Source organism: bacterium (genome assembly GCA_028821235.1).
Taxonomy (GTDB): Bacteria; Actinomycetota; Acidimicrobiia; order Spongiisociales; family Spongiisociaceae; genus Spongiisocius.
The window spans coordinates 24,875-49,794 of record JAPPGV010000130.1; the positions used below are offsets into that span (position 1 = coordinate 24,875).

The window sequence follows — 24,920 nt, forward strand, 5'->3', positions numbered from 1 at the left end:
AACCCCGAGCCTTGCCACAGGGTCCGAATTTGATATCTTTACGCTCAGATTTTCTGGGCATAATCCACGCGCCACCGGCGTTGGAACAGGTGGAAGGTAGTCCGGCCCCGGAGAGGCGGAGTAACGATGGACGCAGGAAGGTTCACCCAGAAGGCACAGGCGGCCCTGGTAACAGCCCGCGACGACGCCACCGCTCGCCATCATCAGGCGGTCGAGCCGGCCCATCTGCTCGTGGCACTCCTCGGGCAACCCGACACCGTCACCCTTCCCCTGCTGGCCCGCCTCGATGCGACGCCGGCTCTTCTCCGCCAGGGCGCCGAGGCCCTCGTGGAGTCACTCCCGCAGGTGTACGGCGGCGCCGAGACCGGCTACGCCCGCTCCACCATCCGCATCCTGGAGGACGCCCGGGCTGCGATGGCCGCGGCCGGTGACAGCTACACCTCCGTAGAGCACGTGCTGGCGGCCCTGGCCGGGTCCGACACCCGGGCCGGAAGCCTCCTGCGGGACTCCGGCGTCACCCGCCAGGCCATCTCCGACGTGCTGGCGGACGTCCGCGGCGCCCGGCGGGTCACCACCGACAACCCCGAGGAAACGATGGCCGCCCTGGAACGGTACGGGCGCGATCTGGTCGCCGAGGCCGGGGCGGGCAAGCTCGATCCGGTGATCGGGCGGGACGATGAAATACGCCGGATCATCCAGGTGCTGAGCCGGCGCACCAAGAACAACCCGGTCCTCATCGGCGAGCCCGGCGTCGGCAAGACCGCCATCGCCGAGGGACTTGCCCTGCGTATCCTGGACGGCGACGTCCCCGAGGGCCTCAAGAACAAGCGGATCGTGGCGCTCGACCTGGGCGCCATGGTGGCGGGAGCCAAGTACCGGGGGGAGTTCGAGGAGCGCCTCAAGGCCACGCTCGACGAGATCAAGGCCGCCGAGGGCCGGATCGTCACCTTCATCGACGAGATGCACACGCTGGTGGGCGCCGGCGCCGCCGAGGGGGCGATGGACGCCTCCAACATGCTCAAGCCGCTGCTCGCCCGGGGCGAGCTCCGCATGATCGGCGCCACCACACTGGACGAGTACCGCAAGCACGTGGAGAAGGACGCCGCCCTGGAACGGCGCTTCCAGCCGGTGATGGTGGCGCCTCCCAGCACCGACGAGACGGTCGGGATCCTGCGGGGTCTGAAGGAACGCTACGAAGTGCACCACGGGGTCCGGATCACCGATGCGGCCCTGATCGCCGCGGCCGTGCTGTCCGACCGCTACATCACCTCCCGGCACCTGCCCGACAAGGCCATCGACCTGATGGACGAAGCCGCCTCCCGGCTCCGCATCGAGATCGACTCCATGCCCGAGGAGATCGACACCCTGACCCGCCGGCTGCGCCAGCTAGAGATCGAGGCAAGCGCGCTGGGCAAGGAGTCCGACCCGGGTTCGAAGGCCCGGATGGAGGCTGTCCGCCAGGAGATGGCCGAGATCGCCGAGGAATTGGACCGGCTGACCACCCATTGGCAGCACGAGAAGGACGAGATCGAGGCGATCAGGTCGGTCAAGCAACAGATCGAGGATGCCCGCATGGAGTCGGACCAGGCCACCCGGGCCGGTGACCTGCAGCGAGCCGCGGAGCTGCAGTACGGGGAGCTCCCCCGCCTGGCGCGGGAACTGGCAACCCGCGAGGAGGCCCTCGCCGATCTGCAGGCCGACATGTCCATGCTCAGCGAGGAGGTCACCGAGGAGGATGTGGCGGCGGTCGTGAGCCGTTGGACCGGGATCCCCGTATCGCGCCTCATGGAGAGCGAGATGGCCAGGCTGGTCCACCTCGAGGATCATCTCCACGAGCGAGTGATCGGCCAGGATGCCGGTGTGTCGGCGGTGGCCGGCGCGATCCGACGGAGCCGCTCGGGTCTGGCCGACCCCAACCGCCCGATCGGATCTTTCCTCTTCCTCGGTCCCTCCGGGGTGGGCAAGACCGAGCTGGCCAAGACCCTCGCCGCCTTCATGTTCGACGACGAGCGGGCCATGGTGCGCATCGACATGTCCGAGTACATGGAGAAGCACTCGGTCAGCCGGCTGGTCGGCGCGCCTCCCGGCTACGTGGGTTACGAGGAGGGCGGTCAGCTGACCGAGGCGGTCCGGCGCCGCCCCTACTCGGTGGTCCTGCTCGACGAGGTGGAGAAGGCGCATCCCGAAGTGTTCGGGGCGCTCCTCCAGGTGCTCGACGACGGGCGGCTCACCGACGGCCAGGGCCGGACCGTGGACTTCACCAACGCGGTGCTGATCATGACCTCCAACCTGGGCTCGGAGCTGATCACCCCGGATCTTCCCTGGGAGGCGGTCCACAGCCGGGTCATGGAACGGGTGCGGGGCCACTTCCGTCCCGAGTTCCTCAACCGGATCGACGACATCGTGGTGTTCTCCCGGCTATCCGAAAAGGACCTGCGCCGGATCGTGGATCTCCAGTTCGCCCGGCTCGCCGAGCGGATCGAGGCCAGGGGCATCACCGTGAACCTGTCCGACGAGGCGGCCGACTGGCTGGCCGGCAGAGGCTACGACCCCGCCTACGGCGCCCGGCCGCTCAAGCGCCTCCTCCAGACCGCCCTGGTCGACCCGCTCGCCCTGGGCCTGCTGGAAGGACGCTTCCGATCCGGCGACACCGTGACCACGACCGCCGACGGCGAGGGGTTGGCCCTCTCCGTGGACAAGTCGCCGCCGACCGGTCGCTCGGGCGTGCGGGCATAGGTCGTCTCGCGCGGCGCCGTCCCGACCGCAGCGGGGAGCATGACCACTAGCGTGAGCCGGATTGCGATGCGATGGAACCGAATCCGCGGCCGCACGAACACCGGCTCACGGCGCTGGTCGCTGTTCCTGACGGTGGCGGTGCTCGTCGGCGCGTCCTGCGGGAACGAGCAACCCCGGGACGACCTCGACTACCTGGCCTGGGAAGTGTGCCGGCAGGTGAGGACCGAGGGCATGACGGCCGATGACGTGAGCGGGATCCTGGTCGACGCTACTCGCCACGGCGCGGTCATGGACCGGATCGAGGCGGAGTGCGGGGACGAGATCGCCGCCGTCTACCAGGACAACGGTTAGGGCGGATAACGGCTAGGCCAGGCTCGGAGCGGTCGCCAGCCGGTTCCTGATCCAGTCCAGGTCGGCGTTGTGCTCGGCAACGCCCCCCGGGGTCTCGATGATGGTGGGCGCCCCGGCCTGGCGGACGATCTCGGTCAGCAGGTCTCCGGGGATGTGTCCCTGACCCAGGTTGGCGTGGCGGTCTCGCCGGGAGTCGAACCCGTCCCGCGAGTCGTTCAGATGGACGAGGTCAATCCGGCCGGTCGCCTCGAGCACCCGCTCGACCACTCCTTCCAGGGGCTCTCCCCCGGCCCAGACATGGCAGGTATCCAGGCAGAATCCGGGCCCCAGGTCGCCGATCTCTTCCCAGAGCCGGGCCAGGTCATCGATCCGCCGGGCCTGGGCGTTGTCGCCCGAAGCAGTGTTCTCGATCAGGATGGGAAGGTCGGTCTCGAAGCTCTCCAGGGCCTTGCGCCAGCGCGGGAACCCGTCCTCGACCGGCTCACCACCGGTCACGTGGCCACCGTGCACGACTACGCCGGCCGCACCGATCTGCTCGGCAGCATCCACGATGTTGGCCAGGGTCTTGCGGCTGGGGATGCGGATCCGGTTGTTGGGGCTGGCCACGTTGAGCCGGTAGGGGGCGTGGACATAGATTCTCACGGGGGAATCCCTCAGCTCCCGGGCGTCGGGTCGCGACGGGGGCTTCTTCCATGATTGCGGCGGGCCGAGGAAGATCTGCACCAGGTCCACACTGCGTAGCAGGGCCTCGTTGACCGGATCCTCGCCCGACACATGGGCGCCGACGGCGATCACGGGTCCCCATCCTCGGAAGGCATGCCGGCAACCGGATCGGCGGCCATCTGCGGAGGTGACGGGTCGGATCCGGTCTCATCCGGCGTCGGGTGGGTCCCCGGCCCTGCGGCTTCTCCCAGTTGGTCGACGACACTCCGCGGATGTTGAGTCCAGTCCGGCGCGCTGATGGAGAGGATGGAGGGCTCGATCCATCTGGCGCCCCAGGGGTTGGGGCCGATCCGGCTCGGGTCGGCCAGGTTGACCAGCAAGGCAGGAACGTCTCCGTAGTCGTCCGACGCCGTCGTCGCCGAGACTCCATCCACCTCGCTCCATGGGACGGTGACCGCCCGCCGGAAAGGCCCCCCTACCGCGAGCGCCAAGCCGGAAGGGTCTGCCCGGAGGACCGGTCTCCGGCTGACGAGCCGGACGGACACCCAAACGATCAGCAGTACACCCACGATCAGGAACATCGCCGCCCACCCCATATCCCGCGTTTCTATCCCTGGAAGGTCGTCCTCGTTCGGGTAGATCAGACCGAGCACCGTGCTGGTGGGCGACCACCCGAACAGCAGACCGCCGCCGTGAAGGATCAGGAGCGCTCCGACCAACCCGAGGGACCACCTCCCGCCAAGCCTCCTCCTTACGACCAGAACGGCGTACCAGGGCGGCTCGGTCTGGAGAGAGGGCGCAAGAGGCTCGGAAACGGACATCCGGCCAGGTTACCGGTTCCAGGTGCGCAGATGGATGAGCGACCATCGGGACGGCCCCGGTGGCTCGGCGCGGAGCCGAGATTTGGCAACCTGCCGAATCCTCGGGGTTCTTCGGACTGAGGAGTTCCCAAGTGACGCCCTGAACCCGAGGTTGCAGCCGACTGGGAACTTCTAGTGGTCTGTCTGTGTAATGGCGGTGTGGTATGGCGAGGCAGCGGTGTTCCTCGCAAGGCCCGCTGACGAAGGCGTACCCGCAGGGTACGTTAAGGAAGCGGAACGCAGCGACGGGACGCCGATGACCGCCAGAACACCCGGTTGTTTCGCAGGCAGACCACTAGGTCTCAACCTGCCCCGGAGGCACTGTTGGTGAGATCGAATGCGTTCACGCGTTGGGGATCGGTCGAGTAGCCGGTGTACTTGATCCGTCCGTAGAAGCCCGCATCCAAAGCCTCCTCGAATACCGCCGGCGTCACCGACCGACCCTCCAGCAGGAACCGGTCCCTACCGGTGTAGCTGATGACCCTTGGCGTGGGATGGCCTACCACTATCTGATTGCGCAGGGTGTCCGAGACATGGATCACCACGCCCGAACTGGACGCTCCATTGAGCTCCGGCTTCACCCAGAAGTGCCGGATGGAGGCGGGCGCCAGGTCCGAGCCGGCCAGCCGGGCCGTTATCCGTTCGGCGGCCGCATCCGAGCTGCCCCACAGGTAACGCAGAACCGCGATACCTCGCTGATCGGTCAGCCTGGACAAGGTACTCCCTATGCCGTCCGGATCGTCGGATGTGAAGTCGATCCGGGCGTCAGGTACGGGGCTGCCGTACTGATCGGTGAGTAGAGCCCTGATCAGGTTGGTGGGACCGGGCGCCGACGCAGGCAGCAGGTGGTACTGCACCGTCTGTGCCAGCCCGAGGGTGCTCGTCCGCGGCGCCGCGTCGGACCACGTGAACCAGGCGTCCCTGGACTCGACGGCATCGTGGGTGACCACGCCAGGCGTGGTCCGGTCCAGGACATCGAGAAAGCCGGCATCCACGTCCAGATCCATCCTGACGGTGTCGCCGACCTGTGTCGAGCTGGGATCCCTGCCTGTGAACGACAGTTCCACCCTCCCCTTGTCATCCGTCAGATGAGTCCTGACAACCTTCCGTTGCCTGATCCCGTTGATCTCAAGGGTGGTGCTCACCTGAACGCGCACCCCCTGGTCCTCCACTGCCTGGCCATGCTCATCCACCAACCGGACGGTGACCTCTATGGACTCGCCCATCGGAGCCACGATGGCGGTTGGAGGTAGATCGTCCAGGACGTCGACCGCCACCGCATGCTTCCACACCGAAACCCGGACCATGTCGGTCGGCACACCATCGAGCACGAACGTGTTCCCGCCCGAGCCGGTCCAAGCCCAGAGCACCATGTGATCGGTGGGCTGGAGCACAGCCAGCAGGTTCCCCTGATCGTCGACCCGCTGATCGAGTTGGTCGATCCTGCACACCAACTCACCGAACACTGCCTCCACGTCGTTGACGCAGAGGCCGTCGCTGTCGAAGGACGTCAAGGGCCTCGATAGGGGCGTAGTGAACATGTCCACGTAGCCACGTGCAACCGGCCGGTGATTGCTGTCCCGCACCGACACGTGCACGATCAGGGTGTCGCCCGAGGACACCCGATCGGCTGCGGCGTGCATGGTCACTCCGGCAGGGCGGGCATTGGTGTGCGCCAGCATCCGGGCAATGAAGATAGCCATCTGCGCCCGCGTCACGATCGAGGAAGGCGAGTAGGTGGTCGCCGAAGTGCCGGACGTCACCCCCATCTCGAACAGGATTCGTATGGCGTTGTTCACGTTGCCGCTAAGACCGCCGATGTCCGAGAAAGTCGTGTCGTCCGGCTTGACGCTCGCGGCGCGAACCCCACCCGGCCCGACGGCCGACTGCAGGAGGAACCGATGCAGGAGCAGCGCCATCTGGCTCCGGTTCACCAGGGAATTGGGCGAGAAGGTGGTAGGCGAGCTACCCCGTGTGATGCCCAGGCTCGCCAGCTGGTTGATCGCATCCTGAGCCCCTGGCCTGAGACCCCCGATGTCCACGAAACCCTGATCGATTGGTGGGCTCAGGTCGACCCCGGCGAGGGGGGCCGCACGGACGAGGAACAACGCCATCTGCCATCGGGTGACGGGAGATTCCGGCGTGAAGATGTTCGGCGCGGTCCCGGCCGTGATGCCGTAGTGGGCCAGGCAGTTTATGGAAGGCTCAGCGATCAGGCCGAGCGTGTCGAGGAACCCGGCCGACTTGGTTGCGGCTCCGGCACAGGCTGTCGCGGCGGGCAGGTGATCGGCGACGCCGTCGGTTGCCCGGGCAGGAACCGGACCGAAGGCACTCGCCGAGGCGATCAGCGCTCCCGCGAGTAGCGCCGCAACGGTGCGCCGGCCGGGCCCGGTCGCCCTTCCTCCCGCTACCTCGACCCGCAACTCCAACCTTCCGATCTCAGAAACCCGTGCGTGAGCATGCTCTCCTCGACCTCGTAGCGGCCGGCGAGACTGCTCGGTCGGGTAAGGCTAGCCCGCTCCGGGCGCTCTCAACGAGGCCGGCTTGCGAACACCAGGTTTCCGGCCGCAGCACCCGGCTAGGCCCAGGCCCAGGCGTGACACCCGGCACGGCGTGACGTAGGCGCTCGCGATGCTGCGGTTGAGGTGGCATGGTGTGCGTCCGTCGGGGAGGGGACTACGAAGAGTCACGGAAGGGAGCATCCCTAAGAGGGAGGAGGGCATGGGTGGCCGGCCACGTCCTCCGCCTTGGGTTCCAGCGCCGGTCATGGGCTGACTGGACACTTTGAGTACCCTCCTAGGAGCACCGCACCAGGAGGAGAACCGCCGTGCCCTCGCCGCTACGAGCCGGGCTTCAACAGATCCTGAGGACCAAGGCGCTGAGCCACCGCGACGAGGAGATACAGCTGGCGTGCGGGGCCATGTCGAGAGACTTCATCGACGGCAAGGAGGCCTTCGCCGCGTGGCAGGACCTCAAGGTCGCATGCGATGCCATCGTCGAGGCCGTCGGCGCAGCCGGGATAGAGTTCGATGCCGCCGGTGGTCCCACATTGGGCGCCGACGCGCTGGCGGTGGGCATCGCCGCCGTGACCGACACGCGGTGGTTCATCGTTCGTAAACGGCAGAAGGGGCGAGGAACCGGGCGCCGCATCGAGGGATTGCAGATCGGCCCCGGCGATAGGGTGCTGCTTGTCGAGGACGTCGTGACAACCGGCGGGTCCGTCATCGACGCCCTCGGCGCGGTCCGGCGGACCGGCGCCGAGGTGGTGGCGGCGGTAACGCTGGCGGACCGGGGCGACACCGCCACAAACTCCTTCCACGAGCTCGGCGTCCCGTACATCCCGATGGCCACCTACGCCGACCTGGGTATCGCCCCGGTCGTTCCGCCCACCGACCACCCGCCGATGGCCGACCGAGCCGTCAGCTGAATCACCAGGTGATTGAGACCGGCCTCCCCACTATGCACGACGACCTGACTTCGGCCATCGACGAGCTGTTCCCCGCGCTGAGGAGCGACTTGGAGGAACTCGTCCGGGTCGACTCGATAAGCGCTCCCGGCTTCGATCCCGGCCGCGTTCGCCAAGCCGCGGAGGTCTCCGCCGCCCAGCTGGAGGGGGCGGGCCTGGCGGGAGCAAGAATCCTCGAGCTGGACGGCTCCCACCCGGCCGTGTTCGCCGAGATCGCTCCCCCTGCTCCCGACGCCCCCACCGTCCTGCTCTACGCCCACTACGACGTGCAACCCCCCGGGCCGGCCGAGCTGTGGAGCACTCCGCCCTTCGAGCCGACCGAGTCCCGCGGCCGCCTGTACGGCCGGGGCACGGCCGATGACAAGGCCGGGATCGTAATCCACACAGGGGCGATACGGGCTCATGAGGGCCGGCCGCCCGTCGGGGTGAAGGTCTTCCTCGAAGGCGAGGAGGAGATCGGTTCCCTTCACCTGGACGGGTTCCTGGCGCGATACCGGGAGCTGCTGGCCGCCGATGTCATCGTGGTGGCCGACGCAGCCAACTGGGCGGTGGGCGTGCCGGCGCTGACCACCTCTCTGCGGGGGTTGATCGACTGCACCGTCACGGTCCGCACTCTGGAGGCGGGGGTTCATTCCGGCGTCTGGGGAGGGGTGTTCCCCGACGCTCTCTCCGTGCTGGTGCGGGCGCTGGCCTCTCTCCATGACCAGGATGGAAGCGTGGCGGTACCCGGCCTGGTGCGCGGGCAACCCCCGCTCATCGATGCTGATGAGGACGAGGCCCGCCGGGATGCCGGCGTGCTGGCAGGGGTGGAGACCATCGGGGAGGGGTCGATCACGGAACGCCTGTGGGCCGGGCCGGCCCTGTCGGTACTCTCGATCGATGCTCCTCCGGTGGCGGGCTCCATCAACCAACTGGTGCCGGAGGCCCGGGCCAAGGTATCGGTCCGGCTGGCGCCCGGGGACAACCCCGACCGGGCGATGGACTCCCTGGTACGCCACCTGGAGGGGGCGGTCCCATGGGGCGCAGACGTCGAGGTGGAGCGGGGTGCGTCCGCCCACCCCTTCTCGCTGGATACGTCCGGTCCTGCCTACGAGGCGTTCCAGGCCGGTTTCCGCCATGCGTACGGACGCGAGGCCGCCTACACCGGCATCGGCGGCTCCATCCCCTTCGTGCAGGCGTTCTCCGAGGCGTTCCCCCAGGCCGATCTGGTGCTGACCGGAGCGGGCGACCCCACCAGCTACATACACGGCCCCAACGAGAGCCTCGACCTGGGCGAGCTGCGCAGGAGCGCGATAGCCGAAGCGGTGGCCCTGCGGGCCCTGGCCGGCTGAGCCGTCGCTCTGATCCCGCCCGTCAGACGCCGCCGCGGTACGCCAGTTGGCGCCAGGCCTCGAACAGGACGATCGCGACCGCATTGGACAGGTTGAGGCTCCTGCGGTCCGGCAGCATCGGGATCCGTAGGGTCTCGGTCACCCCCTCGTGGCCCAGGATGTGCCCGCTCAGCCCGACGCTCTCCGGACCGAACAGCAAGGCGTCGCCCTCCCGATAGGTCACCTCGGAGTACCGCTTCCGGCCGCTTCCCGACATGGCAAACAGCCGTGCCGGCCGGGCCGCCTCCAGATACGCCTCGAAGTCTGAGTGTTCCCTGACGCTCGCGTACTCGTGGTAGTCGAGGCCGGCCCGCCTCAGACGGGTGTCGTCCATGGAGAACCCCAGCGGGTGGACCAGATGCAGGTCGGCACCGGTATTGGCGCACAGACGGATGATGTTCCCCGTGTTAGGCGGTATCTCGGGCCGGTAGAGCACTACCTGGAACATGCCCGGTGTCCTGGTCTCAAGAGAACGCGAAAATCACGCCAAGCGGGCTGCGCCCGCCGGGCCCTCCCCCGGCACCACCAGTCCCGGTTCGGAGCGTGGTCGGCCATGCCCGGCCGGATGCCGGGAAACGGCTGCTCGCTCCATGAGCCCTGTGTTCCCTCGGGCCGGCCGAACCGATCGGTAATGGCATCATCGGCCGGCGTAGGTGCTTGGCGACAGGCAACGTATAGCGGCGGTGTGACACATCCAGCCCTCCCCCTCCGATCGGTGGATCGTTCATCGCCAGGCACAAGCGGTCGGGCCTAGAAAAGGCGCAGATGATTGGACGGAGCGCCTCTCAGTTCCTCGTAGTCCACTTCCACGCAGGCGATTCCTCGTGCCGCCGCCAGCACCCTTGCCTGAGGGGCGATGATCGTCGCGGCGAGCACTCCCCGCAGCGGATGCAGGCGCGAGTCGTTGCCGAGGCGATCCAGGTACCGGGTCAGTTGTTCCACCCCGTCCATCTCGCCCTTCCGCTTGATCTCGACCGCCACCGTGTCGCCGTCGGCCGACCGGCACAGCAGATCGACCGGTCCGATGTCGGTGGGGTACTCCCGGCGAACCACCACCATCCCCTCCTCCAGTACTTCCGGCTTGGCGGCCAGCAGTTCCTGGAGGTGGGCTTCCACACCGTCCTTCTCCAACCCGGGATCCTGCCCCAGATCGAATCGGCGGTCGGACACGACCTCCTCGATCCTGATGGTCAGTTCCTCCCCCTTCGGGTTGGTGACAACCCAGCGAGCCTCCTCCTCGACCAGCGTATTGGGAGCGTTCATCCAGTTCAGAGGCTTGTAGGCGCCGCCATCGGCGTGGATGGCCACGCATCCGTCCGCCTTGACCATGATCAGGCGGGTAGCGGAAGGAAGGTGGGCGGTGAGGCGGCCGCGGTAGTCGACCGAGCAGCGCGCGATGACCAAGCGCATCGTGACGGGAGGATAACCGCCGACCGCCGGGCGGCGTAACGGACCAGTGGCCGGCCCTCGCCACCGTGCCCGACACGGAGAGGGTCGGGATAGGGCCAGTTCTCCCTTTCCGTGTAACAACCCGAGGTTGGTAGGGTCGAAATCAGGCCATTCCCCGCATGCCGGACGCGGCCTCTAGCACATTCGAGGGTGATCCCCCATGGACATGACGTGCGCCGGAGTCGTGAGTGGGGAATAATCACCGGGACGACGAATGTCCGGGTTTCCGGCATCCCGGCCTGCATAAGCCCCTTCCGAAAGGAACTTCCGAATGAACAGTACGGCGGCTCGCGCCGAAGACGTCACGAAGGTGTACGGGTGGGGTGACACCCGCGTGACGGCGCTCGACGACATATCCGTGGCGTTCACCAAAGGCGAGTTCACCGCGGTGATGGGACCGTCCGGTTCGGGCAAGTCGACGCTCATGCACTGCATGGCCGGACTCGACTCGGTGACGGAGGGCTCGGTGTTCATCGGAGACCAGGACCTGTCGACGCTGAGCGACCGCCAGCTCACCAAGCTCCGCCGGGAGCGGGTCGGCTTCATCTTCCAGGCCTACAACCTGGTCCCCACCCTCTCCGCCAGCGAGAACATCACCCTCCCCCTCGACCTGGCCGGCGCCAAGGTCGACCAATCCTGGTTCGACTCGGTCGTGGAGACCCTAGGTGTGGCGGACCGGCTCAAGCACCGCCCGACCGAGCTGTCGGGCGGCCAGCAGCAGCGGGTTGCGGCGGCCCGAGCCATGGTGTCCCGGCCGGATCTGATCTTCGCCGACGAACCGAGCGGCAACCTCGACTCCAAGGCCAGCGCCGACCTGCTCGCCTTTCTCCGATCCGCGGTCAAGGACCATGCCCAGACCATCGTCATGGTCACCCACGACGCCAACGCCGCCGGCTACGCCGACCGGGTCGTGTTCCTGGCCGACGGGAGGGTGGTCGACTCGATGGAGGATCCCACCCCGGAGCGGGTTCTCGACCGCCTCAAGAGCCTGGAGTACTGATGCTGCGGGTCTCCCTCAAGGGTGTCTGGGCCCACAAGGTACGCCTCGTCCTCACCGCTCTGGCCATCATCCTCGGGGTCGGTCTTATCAGCGGGGTGTACGTGTACACCGACACGATCGGGAAGGCCTTCGACGGCATCTTCGCCGACGCTTATTCGGGAATCGACATCGCGATCGGAACCGAGTCCGAATTCAGCTTTGGCGAGGGAACCTACCTGGATGAGGCCGACTTCGCCCTGATCGACGATGTCCCGGGGGTGGAAGAGGCCTACCCCTACCTCCAGGGCATCGGAGTGACCGTTCTGGACGCGGAGGGTGAAGTCTTGAGCAGCGGTCCGGGGCCGCCCACCTTCGTGTCCAGCCTGTCCGATCTCGAAGGAAGCGCCTACGACGACACCGGTGGCTTCACGATCGCCGAAGGCGCCTACCCGGTCGGAAGTGGGCAGGTTGCCTTCGACCGCGGTGTCGCCGATCTGGGGGGATTCGAGGTCGGGGACCGGGTGACGGTGATCTCCGATCTGGTAGGTCGTCTTGATCTCGAACTGGCGGGTATCGCCGTGTTCGGCGAGGGCGGCGGCCTGGGGGGCACCAAGTGGGTGTTCTTCGATCTACCGACCGCTCAGTCCGTGCTGCAACGTCCGGGAAAGCTGTCCGGAGGGGCGGTGCAGGTCACTCCGGGGGCCCAGATCGATAACGTCATAGCCGGCATCCAGGCGGTACTGCCGGACCACGCCACCGTCGTGTCGGGCCAGGACGCCGCGGAAGAAGAGGCCGCCGAGATCCAGGCCGCCCTCTCCTTCTTCACGATATTCCTGTCGGTGTTCGGATGGGTGGCCCTTTTCGTGGGCTCCTTCCTCATCTACAACACCTTCCGGATCGTGGTGAGCCAACGCACCCGGGAACTGGCACTATTGCGGGCCCTGGGCGCCGGTGCGCGCCAGATCCGGGGAATCGTCCTGCTCGAGGCGGTGACCATCGGCCTGATCGGCGCGGTCCTAGGGGTGGGCTTCGGCATCATGCTCGCCTTCGGCCTCCAGCTGATACTGCCGGCGGCCGGGATCGAGCTACCGACGGCCACGCTGTCCATCAAACCTCGAACGGTGATCGTCGGCCTCGCGGCGGGCACCCTGATCACGTTCTTCTCCGCACTGATCCCGGCCAGGCGGGCCTCCAAGGTCTCAGTGATGGCCGCCCTCCGAGAGGATGCCGCCGGCCCGGCCCGGGGCGGGTTCCTGCGCCGGGCCCTGGTGGGAGCGGTGATCCTGGTGCTCGGGTTGGCCGGCCTCTTCTTCGGGTTGTTCGGCGATACAGGTTCCGGGCCGAGCCCGATCGTCTACGTGGGAGTAGGGGTCGGGGTGATCTTCCTGGCGGTCTTCGTGCTCAGCCCGCTGGCGGCGGGTCCCGTCACCAACCTTCTCGGAACCGTCCTGGAACGGTTCACCGGTACGTCCGGCAGGCTCGCCCGACGGAACGCCATGCGGAGCCCGCGGAGGACCGCAGCCACCGCCGCGGCGGTGACCATCAGCATCACGCTGGTAGCGCTGGCCTCCACCCTCACCGGCTCCATCCGAGGGACCCTCGACGAAGTGCTGGCCAACAATGTGGACGCGGAGGTGGTCGTCCTGCCGGCCGGCCAGTTTGGCGACCCTTCCGCCGCCTTCGCCCCCGAGGTAGCGGAGCGCATGGAGGGAATAGATCTCGTGGCGGATCTCACCCGGATCGGGATCAGTTGGGGACTTCTCACCGTCGAGACGCCAACAGGGACTCTTACCGACGAGATCCTGATCACCGGGGCGGAGCCGAACCTGGCCGACTTCATTCCGCCCGACGAGTTCCAGGGCTCGCTCGACCCCGGCCCGGGAGAGGTCGTCATCGAGGCTGCGATCGCCGACGACTATGACGTCGCGTTGGGCGACTCCCTGGTCATCGAGTTCGAGCAGTCCGGCGAGTTCCCATTCACCTTGGTGGGCATCGCGGAAGGGCCCGCCTGGGCCGGGATAGTCGCCGTCCCCGCAGCTGACCTGATATCGGCCACCGGGCGGGACCAGCACTCCCAGGTCTATGCGCAGGCGGTGGAGGACGTTACCCCGGACGAACTGAAGGCTGCCGTCGAGCCGTTGCTGGCCGACTTCCCGAACGTGGCGGTCCAGACGTTCGAGGATCTGCAGAGCGAGGCCGAAGCCCAACTGAACGGGTTGCTCAACTTCATCCTGGCCCTGCTTGCCCTGGCCGTGGTCATCGGGATGCTGGGGGTGACCAACACGATGGCCCTGGCGGTGTTCGAGCGGACCCGCGAGATAGGTCTCCTGCGGGCGGTGGGCCTCGACCGGCGGACCACCCGACGGATGGTCCGGGCCGAAGCGTCGATCGTCTCGGTGTTCGGGGCCCTGATGGGGATCAGCCTGGGCATCTTCTTCGGCTGGGCGCTGATAAAGGCCCTGGAGGACCTGGGGTTCGCGGTCTTCGTCATCCCGTGGCTTCCGTCTTCGGCATCGGTAGCCGGCGTGCTGGGGAGCCTGGTCTTCTGGCTGCTCGCCACCGGAATACTCGGCGTCCTGTTCGCGGTCTATCCGGCGTGGCGGGCAGCCCGGCTGAAGGTCATCGAGGCGATCGCGCACCTATGAGCCCCGGCCTTGGCGAGTGGCTAGGCCGCGGGACCCGCCTCGGGTTTGGTGGGTAGCCGGAGGATGTAAACGATCAGGCCCACCCCGAACAGCCCCAGTAGCAACCGCATCATCGGGCTGTCGAGGGCGAACCCGAGCGTGATCGCGAAGGACAGGGTGATGGCGATCACCGCGGCAGCCTTGAGGCGGACGCTGAATCCGTGGCCGGCTCTCCAGTCCCTGATGATCGGTCCGAACACCCGATGCTCGACAACCCATCGATCGAAGCGGGCAGAGGACTTGGAGAACAGGAAGGCGGCCAGAAGGATCGGCCCGGTGGTGGGGATCAGGGGGACCCAGATGCCGACGATGCCGATCGCGGCAAACAGGAGGCCCAGCCCCAGGAGGACCCACCTCAGAACCCGGTTCTGCACTAGTCCCGTCGGCATGCCCGTGGACGTTAGGCACGGTGGATGACAACAGAAAGTCGGAAACGTTGCCTGACGCGAGCATCCCGGTTCGGGGTGATGGCCACCGCGCGCAACACCGGGCGGCAATCGGGGGAAGCAAGCTTGTCTAGACTCCCGAGCCGTGGATCGGACTAGCAAGAACTGGATCGATTCCGATCGGTTTATCCCCGCCAGGTTCGTGCGCCCGGTCCTCCGGCTGACCCGCATCGAGGCAGCGTCGGGGATAGTCCTGGTTGCGGCCGCCGTGGCCGCCATGCTCTGGGCGAACCTTCCGGTATTCGGGGACTCCTACTACAACTTCTGGCACCACCACCACCTCGAAGTGACCCTCGGGCCCATCCACTTCACCGAAGACTTGAAGGACCTGGTCAACGACGGGTTGATGGCGATCTTCTTTCTCGTCGTGGGGCTGGAGATCAAGCGGGAACTCGTCCTGGGAGAACTCCGCGATCCGCGCAAGGCCGCCCTCCCGGTGGTGGCCGCCCTGGGCGGTATGGTCCTGCCGGCGCTTATCTACGTGGCTTTCAACGCCGGCAATGCGGCCGCCCTCCGGGGATGGGGAGTCCCGATGGCGACCGACATCGCCTTCTCGCTCGGCGTGCTGGCCCTGCTGGGCTCCCGGGTGCCGGTCGGCGCGCGGCTGTTCCTGCTGGCCGTGGCCATCGCCGATGACATCGGGGCAATAGCCGTCATCGCCATTTTCTATACCGACGATCTCAGCCTCGGATACCTGGGATTGGGGGTCGGCGTACTGGTCCTGATCGTCATAGCGACCAGGGTCAACATCCGGTCCCATATCCTCTACGCCCCGCTGGCGATAATCGCCTGGTTCTGCTTCCTGGAGTCCGGCGTGCACAGCACCATCGCCGGCGTGATCCTTGGCTTCCTCACCCCCTCCCGCCCTCTGTACGACAACCACGAATTCGACCGTGCCGCGCGGGAGATCGTCGACATCTTCCCGACCCACTCCACCGAGCCGGGGTTCCAGGAAAAGGTCGAGTACGAGGCGCGGCAGCTCGCGGACGTGGCGAGGGAATCCATCTCCCCGCTGTCCCGCCTCATGCACCTGCTCCACAACTGGAGCGCCTTCGTGATCGTTCCGGTATTCGCGCTGGCCAACGCGGGCGTGTCGCTGGCGGGGATCGACCTCATCGATTCCATCACCTCGAGGGTCGCGCTCGGGGTGGCGATCGGCCTGGTGGCCGGGAAGGCGATCGGCGTGACGGGTTTCGCCTGGCTGGTGGTCAAGCTGGGTTGGGGCCGCCTGCCCACGGGTATCGGATGGCGGCACATGATCGGCACCGCGACGCTGGCCGGGATCGGATTCACGGTGGCCCTCTTCATCGGAGAACTGGCCTTCACGGACCATACGATCGTCGATCTCTCCAAGATCGGTATCTTCACGGGCTCGATCCTCGCCGGGGTGCTCGGCTACCTGATCCTGCGGTCGACACCCGAGCGCAACCAGCCCTCCCAGACAGCGGACGGCACCGTCAGCTGATCATGGCCGCCTACGACGCGGTAGTCGTCGGCTCGGGACCCAACGGGCTGGCCGCGGCCGTCCTGCTGGCGGAACGCGAGCACCGGGTGGTGGTGCTGGAGGCCGCTCGGACCATCGGCGGGGGCACCCGAACCGAGGAGTTGACGCTTCCGGGCTTCCGGCACGACGTGTGCTCCGGCTTCCATCCGTTGGGCGCGGCCTCGCCGCTCTTCGACCGGCTACCCCTGGAACGGCACGGGCTCCGCTGGATCGCGCCGGAGATCCAGCTGGCCCACCCCTTCGACACCGGCGGCGCGGCGGCGCTGTGGCACTCGCTGGACCGGACCTGCTACAACCTCGGCGCCGACTCGGACAGGTGGCGACAGGCCGTTGGATGGATCGCCGCCGGCTGGGATGACTTCGCGGCACGGACGATGAAGCCCCTGGCCAGACGGCCCCTGCCTGCGGCCGGCGCGATCCGGGCGGCCCTTCCGGCGGCCACCTTCGCCCGGCGGTTCCGTACCCCCGCCGGCCGAGCCCTCTTCGCCGGGTTGGCCGCCCACGCCATGGCTCCGTTGGGGACTCCGGGCACCGCCGGCATCGGCCTGGTGCTGGGCGCCCTGGCCCATGTCGGCGGATGGCCGATCGCGGAGGGTGGCTCTGAGGCGATCGGTCGCGCCCTCGCCCGCTACCTCGAAGGGTTGGGCGGGTCGATACGGATCGGACACCCGGTCAGGACGCCCTCGGACATCCCGGATACGAGGGCGGTCCTGTTCGACACCCATCCCCGGGCGCTGGTTGCCGTCTACGGCCGCCGAGCGCTCGGCCGCGCCGCCCACCGCCGGATCCGCCGCTACCGGAGCGGCGCGGCCTCCTACAAGATCGACTACGCACTGGACGGCCCGATCCCGTGGACCGCGCCGGAGTGCCGTCGAGCCGGGACCGTGCACCTGGGAGCAACCTACGAGGAGATCGCCGGGGCGGAGAGATCGGTCGCGGACGGCGCCATCCCGGATCGCCCCTTCGTGCTGGTCGGCCAGCAGAGCCTCTTCGATCCGGCCCGGGCGCCGGAGGGCAAACACACCGCCTGGGTCTACACCCACGTGCCCTTGGGCAGCACCGAGCCGGTAAGGGACCGGGTAGAGCACCAGATCGAGCGTTTCGCGCCCGGTTTTTCCGACCTGGTCCTGGCGGCGCGGGTCACCACACCCCACGACTTCGAGTCCTACAACCCCAACTACCTGGCAGGCGACACCGCCACGGGCGCGTACAACGTCAGCCGGGTGCTGGGCCGTCCGGGCCCGTTCCGCAACCCCTACCGGACAGGTATCCCGGGCGTGTTCCTGTGCTCGGCGGCCACCCCGCCCGGACCCGGCGTCCACGGGATGTGCGGCGCCAACGCCGCGGCCGCCGCCATTCGGGAGTGCCTGGAAGGCTAGTTGCTAGTTATTAGTCGGTAGTAAGAAAAACTGGACCCTGGCCGATGGACCCAATCATCTAGCGGGGGCTATCCGACCGGTGTGTCGAGACGGCCCTTCCTCCAGGCCATGATGTAGTTCATACACATCTCGTCGCGGCCCAACAGGGTGTCCTCGGCCAGACCGTAGGCCTCGGAGTCGCGATCCACCGAGAAGACCGCGGCCGGCGGGTTCATTACCGGATCGATGATGCCGCTGTCCGCACCCGCTTCTACGGCCAGGTTGATGAAGGCGGCGTTCATCAACTTGCGGGCGGGTATGCCGAACGAGACGTTGCTCATGCCCCCGGTGATGTGGATCTCTGGCCCGTAGCGCTCTCGGAGGGTGCGGATCGCCTCCAGGGTGTGCAGCCCGAAGCTGCTGTCCACCGAGATGGGGAACACGAGCGGATCCACGAACAGGTCACCGATACGAAGGCCCGCACCTAGCGCCCTCTCCACCATCCGGGAGGCGTTGTCGATCCGCTCCCCGGCGCTCGACGGCATGCCGTCCGCCCCGGCCGCGGTGACGATCGCCCTGGCGCCGTACTCGACCGCGAGCTCCACGGCCTCGGTCCGCTCCAGGGAGGCCGAGTTGAGGATCGGTGAGGCGTCGCCGGATCGGCGAGCGGCGGCCAGCCCGGCCTCGATAACGGTGATGTCGGAGGAGTCCACCGAGATAGGGAGAGCAGTCAGCGAGCCGACGTAACCGACCAACCACTCCATGGCGGCCCGCTGCTCGCCTGTCCGGAGGGAGATCTCGTCTACGTTCACGTCCAGGTAGTGGGCGCCGGTCCGTTCCTGATCGGCCACCACCCGGCGCAGGTACTCGAGGCCCAGGTCCGGGTCGCCTCCTCTCCCCATGGCTGCATCCACCGCCAGGGCGATGTGCTTGATCCGGCCCTCGTCATAGGCTTTGGTGGCCCGCATGGCGTCGGAGATCGGGAGCAGCCCGGACTCCCCGTCGAGGGTCTCGAAGGTGACGCCCTCCACGCCGTTCTCAACGGCGAAGCGCTTGCCCTTCCGCAGGACGATGCGGCTGGTATGGACGTTCTCGCCGATGACGACGAACCTCGGTTGCTTCATCGCATCACCAACTCGGAAGCCGCCGGGCTCCCGCCCTCGGGGGCCGGCGGGAGGGTGTCGGGCATGGGCTTCATCTGGCATCCCTCCACGAAGATCTCGAAGAAGTCGGGGGTGGTCTCGAGTTCGAGATGCGTCACCCGCTTGGCCAGTTCCTCGGCCCGGGGACGTCTGGTCCTGTCCAGAAGCAGCGCACGCGCTCCCTCGATAGACGCGTTCCCCACCTTGACCACCCGCTCCTCGGGCACGGGCGCGATGAGGCCGATCTCGATCGCGTTGGGGACGTTCAGGTAGCTGGCGAACCCTCCCGCCAGGTAGAGGCGGTCGATACCGGATGGCGTGACCCCGGCAGTGCGCATCACGATGAACTGGCCGCAATAGTTGGCGGCCTTGGCCTGGGCGAGGTTCCCGATATCACGCCTCGAGAAGGTGATGCCCCGGTCGGGCACCAGGTCGATGGCGGCCAGCCTGCGGTCGCTGGTGAAGACGCCCAGCGGGGTCATCAGTTCCAGGCGGCGAAGCTCGGCCAGCAGGTCGGTGAGCCCTGAGCCGCAGATGCCCGACGCCGGAGCGTCGCCGATGGTCCGGTAGGAGCCGGCCGATCCGTCGCGGTCCAAGCGGATCGACTCGATGGCCCCGTCGTACGCCCTCATACCGTAGGTGACCAATCCCCCCTCGAAGGCCGGTCCCGCCGGGCAGGAGGCCGCGTAGAGACGGCCCCGATGGTGGAGCACGACCTCGGTGTTGGTACCGATGTCAACCAGCATCTCGGTCTCCCCGGTCCGGCCCAAGCTGACGGTCTCGAGGCACGCCACCGCGTCAGCACCCACATGGCTGGCGATGAGCGGCAGGCCGTAGACACGGGCGCGGCGGTTGGCGCGCAGGCCCAGATCGCGGCTCAGGGCCAGCACGGCGGTGTGCGGGCGCCGACCGTCCCGGTACTCGTGCTCGATGAGGGACTTGTATGGCTTCTGGCCGATGCTCTGGACATCGATGCCGAACAAGATGTCCCGCATGGTGGAGTTGGCGGCCACCACGATCTCGTAGACGTGCGGAGGGCGCTTACCGAGGTGGGTGACCATCTCCCGGATGCCCTGACCGATGGCTGCTACGGCGGCGTTCTGAAGCTCGCCGGCCACGCCCCGCCGCGCCTCGTAGGAGATACGGTTCATGACATCGCTGCCGCCGAACTGCTGGGGGTTCTCGAAACTGGTGACGGCGACGGTCTCGCCCGACTCCAGGTCGACGAGCTCCAGCACCACGGTGGTGGTTCCCAGGTCGACCGCCACGCCGAGGATGGCCCCGCGGTACGTGTCGATCACCTCGCCCGCATACGTGACCCGGTCGCCAACCCTGCTCACCATCGGGTCGAGCCGTTCTCCGGGATCACGGCGGCGGAGGCTGGACTCCAGGATCCTCGGACGGCGGCGGAGCGGCTCGAAGCTGATCGGGCGCTCGTCGCTCACGATCTTGGCCTGGCATGCCAGCCTGAAGCTGCCCCGCAGAAAGCCCTCGGGCTCGGTGCGCGGCGCCAGCGATTCCATGCCGCCGGTTATCTCCACCACGCACTCATGGCACCGGCCGGTGCGGAGGCACGAGGTAGGCACCTCGACCGACAACTCGTCGGCGTAGTCGAAGATGGTCCGCCCGACCCGCAGGTCCCTGGTCGTGCCCAGGTGGGAAACGGTCACGCCTGCGGCTCTTCCCCGGTCTGGTCCCCTCGGCGGGCGGCGGCCTCCTCCTGGATGGCGGATATCTTGGCGCTGGCCCTCTCCCGGGCGCGGGGACGGCTCTCCCAGGCGGTGCGGTAGTCGAAGCTTCCGTCGTGGCCGCAGGTCAGCAGATCCGGTTCGCTGTCCGCTTGGATCTGGTTTCGGCACCGGAACAGCGCGGTGCAAAGGTCGTGGCGGTCCCGGTAGGGGCAGCGGGTGCGAGATGACACCTCGGCGTGGCTGACGATGCCGGCGAACATACGGGCGATCCGGTCGAGCCGCTCCTGGAAGGCCTGCTGGTCCTCGTTTGCCATAGTGTGGCTCGGGTCAGAGGCTCAGCGGCGGACTTCGAGCGCCAGCTGCTTGGCCAGCGACACGCAGGCCAGGGCGTCCTTGCCGTAGCCGTCCGCCCCCACCTCTTCGCCGAACTCCGGGGTCACCGGGGCCCCACCCACCATGAACCGCACCTGCTCGCGGAGGCCGGCGTCCTTGAAGGCCTCAACCGTCTTGGCCATGTTGGGCATGGTGGTCGTGAGGAGGGCCGACATCCCGATCAGGCGGGCTTCGCTGTCCTTGACGGCCGCGAGGAACTCGTCCGGTGAGGTGTTGACGCCGAGGTCGATCACCGTGAACCCGCCGCCTCGGAGCATCATGATGCAGAGGTTCTTTCCGATGTCGTGCAGGTCGCCCTGGACGGTGCCCATGATGACGGTACCGATCGGTTCCACTCCCGAGGCGGCCAGGATCGGCTCGATATGGGCCATACCTGCCTTCATGGCCCGGGCCGACACCAGTACCTCGGGGACGAAGACGAATCCCTCCCGGAACTTGATACCCACGATCCCCATGCCGGCAATCAGGCCGTCGTCCATGATCTCCAAGGCGGGCACGCCGCCCGCGAGAGCCGCGGTGGTGAGCCGGTCGACAGTCTCGTTGTCCCCCTCGATCAGGGCGGCGGCGATGTCCTGCATGGCCGGAGAGGCGCGGTTGAACAACTCTATGTTGCGTTCGATCTCCTCAGGCCGCTCGAGGAACTCCTCGATCTCGGCCCGTATCGTCTCGTTCGCTATACCGGATAGCTGAGCCATTGCGAATCGATCAATCCCGTCTCATCGGTTGGAACGCGGTCCTGGAAACCTTTCCAGCACTCCGGAAGGCTACCCCGATCCGGTCGGTCAAGCAAGGGGTGAGCGGACCGGCGACCTACTGCCCGGAGCCATCGTCACCGCCCGCCGGCGGCAGATCATGGACGACGAACCGGCCATCCGGGCGGTGCGCGTTGGAATAGTCACGGGCGGAGTCCGCCAGAGCGGCTAGCACCTCCATCTTCGTCCCGAGCGGAACCGAGCCCTCGGGCGCCACTCCCTGCACCCCGGCGTTGAGTACGGTCATGCAGGCCTCGTAGCAGTCATCGTAGGTGCCGCTGAACAGGACGGTCGGGTTGTTGATGTTCCCGAACAGGGACATGCGGTCGCCGGCGATCTCCTTCGCCTTGATCGGATCGACCTGCGACTCGAAGTGGAAGCAGTCCCAGCCGGCCTCGGCGAAGTAGTCGATGCGATCGGTGGTCTCGCCACAGCAGTGGAGGATGCTGGGACCGCCCACCTCGGCCTGGATCTGCTGATGCATCTCGAGGAGGAAGTCACGGTACATGTCGGGGCTGACCAGTTCCCGGTTGGCGTGATCGCACCACATGATGGCGTCGGCCCCGGCTTCGAGCTGGGCATGGGCGGACATCATCGACGCCGGCAGCAGGACCTCCAGGTAACGGCGGATCTTGTCGGGGTCGAGGATGGTGTCCATCAGGAAGTTCTCGATACCGACCATATGGAAGCCCACCGACCAGGCTCCGTAGACCTTGCCGACGATGCCCACGTCCGGGTAGCGCTTCCTGAGCAGGCGGATGGCGCCGAGGGCCGCCTTGAACGAGCGGCGCTCCAGGTAGTCGGAGGGGACCTTGAAGTCCTCGGGGTCGGTCAGGACGTGATCGTCGACCGCCGGCCAGTTGTCCTTGGTGCCCCACCAGGTCGAGGCGTCGAGGGCGTCGGCCTCGAGTTGGGAGTGGAAGACGGGCATCACCGTGTCGAGTCCCAGGTTCTCGTGGGCGGTGGCCGCCAGGCGGGCCATCTTCTCGGCGTCCAGATGGGCCTCCGGAAACTCGGCGTCGGCGATCTCCATAGCCTCGAGGGTGATCACCGAACTCAGGGTCATGGCCGGGACCTTGTCGACCCGGCCCCCGTACAGGGCCGACAGGAAACGCCGGCGGGGGGTCATCCATTCGCCGCTGAGTCGGGGGTACTGCTCTTCGGTCATGCTTTGCCTCGTTGCCTCTTGGTCTGTCTTCGGTGGAGTCCTGCCCGGCGGGCGGGATAGGCCGAAGATAGTAGTTGCTCCCGGTCCCTGCCCCGGGCATGCCTCGAGATGAATCGGCGGTGGTCGAGGCGGGCCGCTCCAGGGTGGCCTACCCGCGTCCGGCTAGCCATGGGGCAGGAATAGACTCGGCGGACCAGGGAGGTTTGACGTGAGCAAAGAAGGAGAGCACTCCAAGCCCGAGGGCTCGTGGGAGGAAGGCTCCACCGGGTTCGCGGAGTTGGGTGACCTGTTGCGATCCGGTTTCAGCGAAGACCGCGACGGAGGGCCGGCGGCCGGCGCGGAACTCCGCTCGGCCTGGAGCGGCTTCGTGGATGCCGCTCGCGATCTGGGCCAGGCGCTCGCGGCGACCGCGAACGACCCGGAAGTCCGGGCGACCGTGAAGAGCGCCATGCAGACGTTGGTCGACACGGTCGGGACCGCTGCTCGTGATGTCGCCGGTACGGCCGCCGAACGCGTCAGACAAACCGCGGAGAGACGGAAGGATGGGGGCGAGGACGCGGAGGACGAAGCCGAGCGCGCGACCCCGCCCCTCGTCACTTGTGACTGGCTGGCCGGCAATCTGGATAGTCCCGGCATCCGTATCGTGGACACCCGATGGTTCCTGGGAGAACCTGGCGCCGGAAAGCTCCGCTACCAGGAGGATCACCTCCCCGGCGCCATGTTCCTGGACCTCGACGATGACCTGGCAGCCTCCGAGGGTCCCGGTCGCCACCCGCTCCCGACCACGGACGATTTCGCCGATCTGCTGGGCCGCCATGGAATCGGCAACGACCATCACGTGGTGGTCTACGACCAGGGACCCGGGGCCATAGCCGCCCGCCTCTGGTGGATGCTCAGGAGCGTCGGTCACGAACGTGTGAGCGTGCTCGACGGCGGATACAACCGTTGGTCCAGCCAGGACCATCCGCTAACCACGGACCCACCGGACGTCGTCCCTAAGACGTACGAGCCCACGGAAGGCCCCACCCTCACCGTCGATCGCGACCAGCTCCTCGAACGCCTGGGAGCCGCGCAGGTAATAGACGCCCGGGAACCGGAGCGCTACCGGGGTGAGACGGAGCCGATCGACAGCGTGGGCGGTCACATCCCGACCGCCCTGTCGGCGCCCACGGCTGAGAACGTCGGCCCGGACGGCACCTTCAAGCCTGCTCACGTGCTGGCGGCCCGGTTCTTCGAAATGGGCCTTGATCGGGACGAGCCGGTGGTCAGTTACTGCGGCAGCGGCGTCACCGCCTGCCACAACCTCCTAGCCCTCCAAGTCGCCGGATACCCGGAGGGCATCCTCTACCCCGGCTCCTGGTCCGACTGGTCCGCCACAGGAATGCCCACAGCGGTAGGCGCCGACCCCGGCCCACCCCCGGAGCCATCGCCGCGTAACTGACCCTTCCGAGTGGCGAGGCGCGGAAATCCGCCGACGATCCTCATGCCTCGGGCGGGAGCCGCAATGGAGGGACAGCCCTCAAGCTGCCCGAATCACGCCGGTGTGATCGCCGACGAACACCCCGCTTTCACGCCGCAATGGAGGGACAGCCCTCAAGCTGCCCGATGGGGCGGTCGTGAGCACACCCCGTAGGTGTACCCGGTTGCCGCCAGGGTCGGACAGTTTCAAGCTGCGCGAATGCCGTCTCCCACTGCAATCGGATCCTGCCGGAGGACTTACCGCAATGGAGGGGCAGCGCTAGAGCTACCCGAACCCCTTCCTGAGCCTCGTGGAACACTGTGTAGGCCCGGCCGCAATGGAGGGGCAGCGTTGAGGCTACCCGAGCTTGTACGGCTCCAGTCCCCGCTTCGACCAACTCCCCAAGCCGCAATGGAGGGGCAGCGAAAACGCTGCCCGACCCACGCCGC

At 67.5% G+C, this 24,920-nt stretch carries 20 protein-coding genes and 1 CRISPR repeat array (1 of these 21 cut by a window edge); of the genes, 9 read left to right on the forward strand and 11 right to left on the reverse strand.

Annotated features, from left to right (window positions below; all coding sequences use genetic code 11):
- Positions 1–126 precede the first annotated feature (126 nt).
- Positions 127–2,736 (forward strand): ATP-dependent chaperone ClpB, encoded by a 2,610-nt coding sequence (clpB, locus tag OXK16_13695; GenBank protein ID MDE0376997.1) that lies wholly within the window; start codon positions 127–129, stop codon positions 2,734–2,736.
- Between the two features lie 39 nt (positions 2,737–2,775).
- Positions 2,776–3,087 (forward strand): hypothetical protein, encoded by a 312-nt coding sequence (locus tag OXK16_13700; GenBank protein ID MDE0376998.1) that lies wholly within the window; start codon positions 2,776–2,778, stop codon positions 3,085–3,087.
- A gap of 12 nt (positions 3,088–3,099) precedes the next feature.
- Here the strand turns inward: OXK16_13700 and OXK16_13705 are convergent, their stop codons facing one another.
- The 3 genes from OXK16_13705 to OXK16_13715 all read right to left on the reverse strand — a co-directional run bounded on the left by OXK16_13705 (position 3,100) and on the right by OXK16_13715 (position 7,033).
- Positions 3,100–3,879: a deoxyribonuclease IV gene (locus OXK16_13705; protein MDE0376999.1), complete on the reverse strand. Its 780-nt coding sequence runs from the start codon at positions 3,877–3,879 to the stop codon at positions 3,100–3,102.
- A complete protein-coding gene (locus tag OXK16_13710) occupies positions 3,879–4,571 on the reverse strand; it encodes a hypothetical protein (GenBank protein ID MDE0377000.1) in 693 nt (230 codons plus the stop codon). Before OXK16_13710 ends, OXK16_13705 begins: the two co-directional genes overlap by 1 nt.
- Before the next feature lie 341 nt (positions 4,572–4,912).
- Positions 4,913–7,033 (reverse strand): S-layer homology domain-containing protein, encoded by a 2,121-nt coding sequence (locus tag OXK16_13715; GenBank protein ID MDE0377001.1) that lies wholly within the window; start codon positions 7,031–7,033, stop codon positions 4,913–4,915.
- Between the two features lie 404 nt (positions 7,034–7,437).
- On the opposite strand from OXK16_13715, the gene OXK16_13720 reads away from it, so the two are divergent.
- A complete protein-coding gene (locus OXK16_13720; protein MDE0377002.1) occupies positions 7,438–8,037 on the forward strand; it encodes a phosphoribosyltransferase family protein in 600 nt (199 codons plus the stop codon).
- Between the two features lie 32 nt (positions 8,038–8,069).
- Entirely contained in the window at positions 8,070–9,407 is a 1,338-nt protein-coding gene (locus OXK16_13725) for a dipeptidase (protein ID MDE0377003.1), read from the forward strand.
- Between the two features lie 22 nt (positions 9,408–9,429).
- Here OXK16_13725 and trmL read toward each other — a convergent pair whose 3' ends face one another.
- Both trmL and nucS read right to left on the reverse strand, forming a co-directional pair.
- The gene (trmL, locus tag OXK16_13730; protein MDE0377004.1) at positions 9,430–9,894 is read right to left on the reverse strand and encodes a tRNA (uridine(34)/cytosine(34)/5-carboxymethylaminomethyluridine(34)-2'-O)-methyltransferase TrmL; all 465 of its coding nucleotides are present in this window, start codon (positions 9,892–9,894) and stop codon (positions 9,430–9,432) included.
- Positions 9,895–10,196: 302 nt separating this feature from the next.
- Complete coding sequence (gene nucS, locus OXK16_13735) at positions 10,197–10,856, reverse strand: endonuclease NucS (GenBank protein ID MDE0377005.1); 660 nt, start codon at positions 10,854–10,856, stop codon at positions 10,197–10,199.
- Positions 10,857–11,166: 310 nt separating this feature from the next.
- Here nucS and OXK16_13740 point away from each other — a divergent pair, with 310 nt between their 5' ends.
- Together OXK16_13740 and OXK16_13745 are read left to right on the forward strand one after the other, a co-directional pair.
- On the forward strand, positions 11,167–11,895 hold the full coding sequence (locus OXK16_13740) for an ABC transporter ATP-binding protein (GenBank protein MDE0377006.1): 729 nt from the start codon (positions 11,167–11,169) through the stop codon (positions 11,893–11,895).
- Complete coding sequence (locus OXK16_13745; GenBank protein ID MDE0377007.1) at positions 11,895–14,519, forward strand: ABC transporter permease; 2,625 nt, start codon at positions 11,895–11,897, stop codon at positions 14,517–14,519. Before OXK16_13740 ends, OXK16_13745 begins: the two co-directional genes overlap by 1 nt.
- A 20-nt stretch (positions 14,520–14,539) precedes the next feature.
- Here OXK16_13745 and OXK16_13750 read toward each other — a convergent pair whose 3' ends face one another.
- Positions 14,540–14,947, reverse strand: a complete 408-nt coding sequence (locus tag OXK16_13750; GenBank protein ID MDE0377008.1) for a YbaN family protein — start codon at positions 14,945–14,947, stop codon at positions 14,540–14,542.
- A gap of 142 nt (positions 14,948–15,089) precedes the next feature.
- Between OXK16_13750 and nhaA the strand changes: the two genes are divergently transcribed.
- A complete protein-coding gene (gene nhaA, locus OXK16_13755) occupies positions 15,090–16,469 on the forward strand; it encodes a Na+/H+ antiporter NhaA (protein MDE0377009.1) in 1,380 nt (459 codons plus the stop codon).
- Positions 16,470–16,471: 2 nt separating this feature from the next.
- Positions 16,472–17,887, forward strand: a complete 1,416-nt coding sequence (locus OXK16_13760; protein ID MDE0377010.1) for an NAD(P)/FAD-dependent oxidoreductase — start codon at positions 16,472–16,474, stop codon at positions 17,885–17,887.
- Between the two features lie 68 nt (positions 17,888–17,955).
- On the opposite strand, the gene OXK16_13765 is transcribed toward OXK16_13760, so the two are convergent.
- The 5 genes from OXK16_13765 to OXK16_13785 form a co-directional block, all read right to left on the reverse strand.
- Positions 17,956–18,990, reverse strand: a complete 1,035-nt coding sequence (locus OXK16_13765) for a dihydropteroate synthase (GenBank protein MDE0377011.1) — start codon at positions 18,988–18,990, stop codon at positions 17,956–17,958.
- Positions 18,987–20,678, reverse strand: a complete 1,692-nt coding sequence (locus OXK16_13770; protein ID MDE0377012.1) for an ASKHA domain-containing protein — start codon at positions 20,676–20,678, stop codon at positions 18,987–18,989. The genes OXK16_13765 and OXK16_13770 overlap by 4 nt, the downstream gene beginning before the upstream one ends.
- On the reverse strand, positions 20,675–21,013 hold the full coding sequence (locus OXK16_13775; protein ID MDE0377013.1) for a hypothetical protein: 339 nt from the start codon (positions 21,011–21,013) through the stop codon (positions 20,675–20,677). The genes OXK16_13770 and OXK16_13775 overlap by 4 nt, the downstream gene beginning before the upstream one ends.
- 21 nt (positions 21,014–21,034) lie before the next feature.
- Positions 21,035–21,787 carry a corrinoid protein gene (locus OXK16_13780; protein ID MDE0377014.1) on the reverse strand — a complete coding sequence of 251 codons (753 nt, stop codon included), beginning with the start codon at positions 21,785–21,787 and terminating at the stop codon, positions 21,035–21,037.
- Between the two features lie 115 nt (positions 21,788–21,902).
- The gene (locus tag OXK16_13785; GenBank protein MDE0377015.1) at positions 21,903–23,012 is read right to left on the reverse strand and encodes an MtaA/CmuA family methyltransferase; all 1,110 of its coding nucleotides are present in this window, start codon (positions 23,010–23,012) and stop codon (positions 21,903–21,905) included.
- 208 nt (positions 23,013–23,220) lie between these two features.
- Between OXK16_13785 and OXK16_13790 the strand changes: the two genes are divergently transcribed.
- On the forward strand, positions 23,221–24,453 hold the full coding sequence (locus OXK16_13790; protein ID MDE0377016.1) for a sulfurtransferase: 1,233 nt from the start codon (positions 23,221–23,223) through the stop codon (positions 24,451–24,453).
- Positions 24,454–24,730: 277 nt separating this feature from the next.
- A CRISPR array of direct repeats spans positions 24,731–24,920; the repeat unit is 21 nt; unit sequence GCCGCAATGGAGGGGCAGCGA; it runs 1,070 nt beyond the window's last position.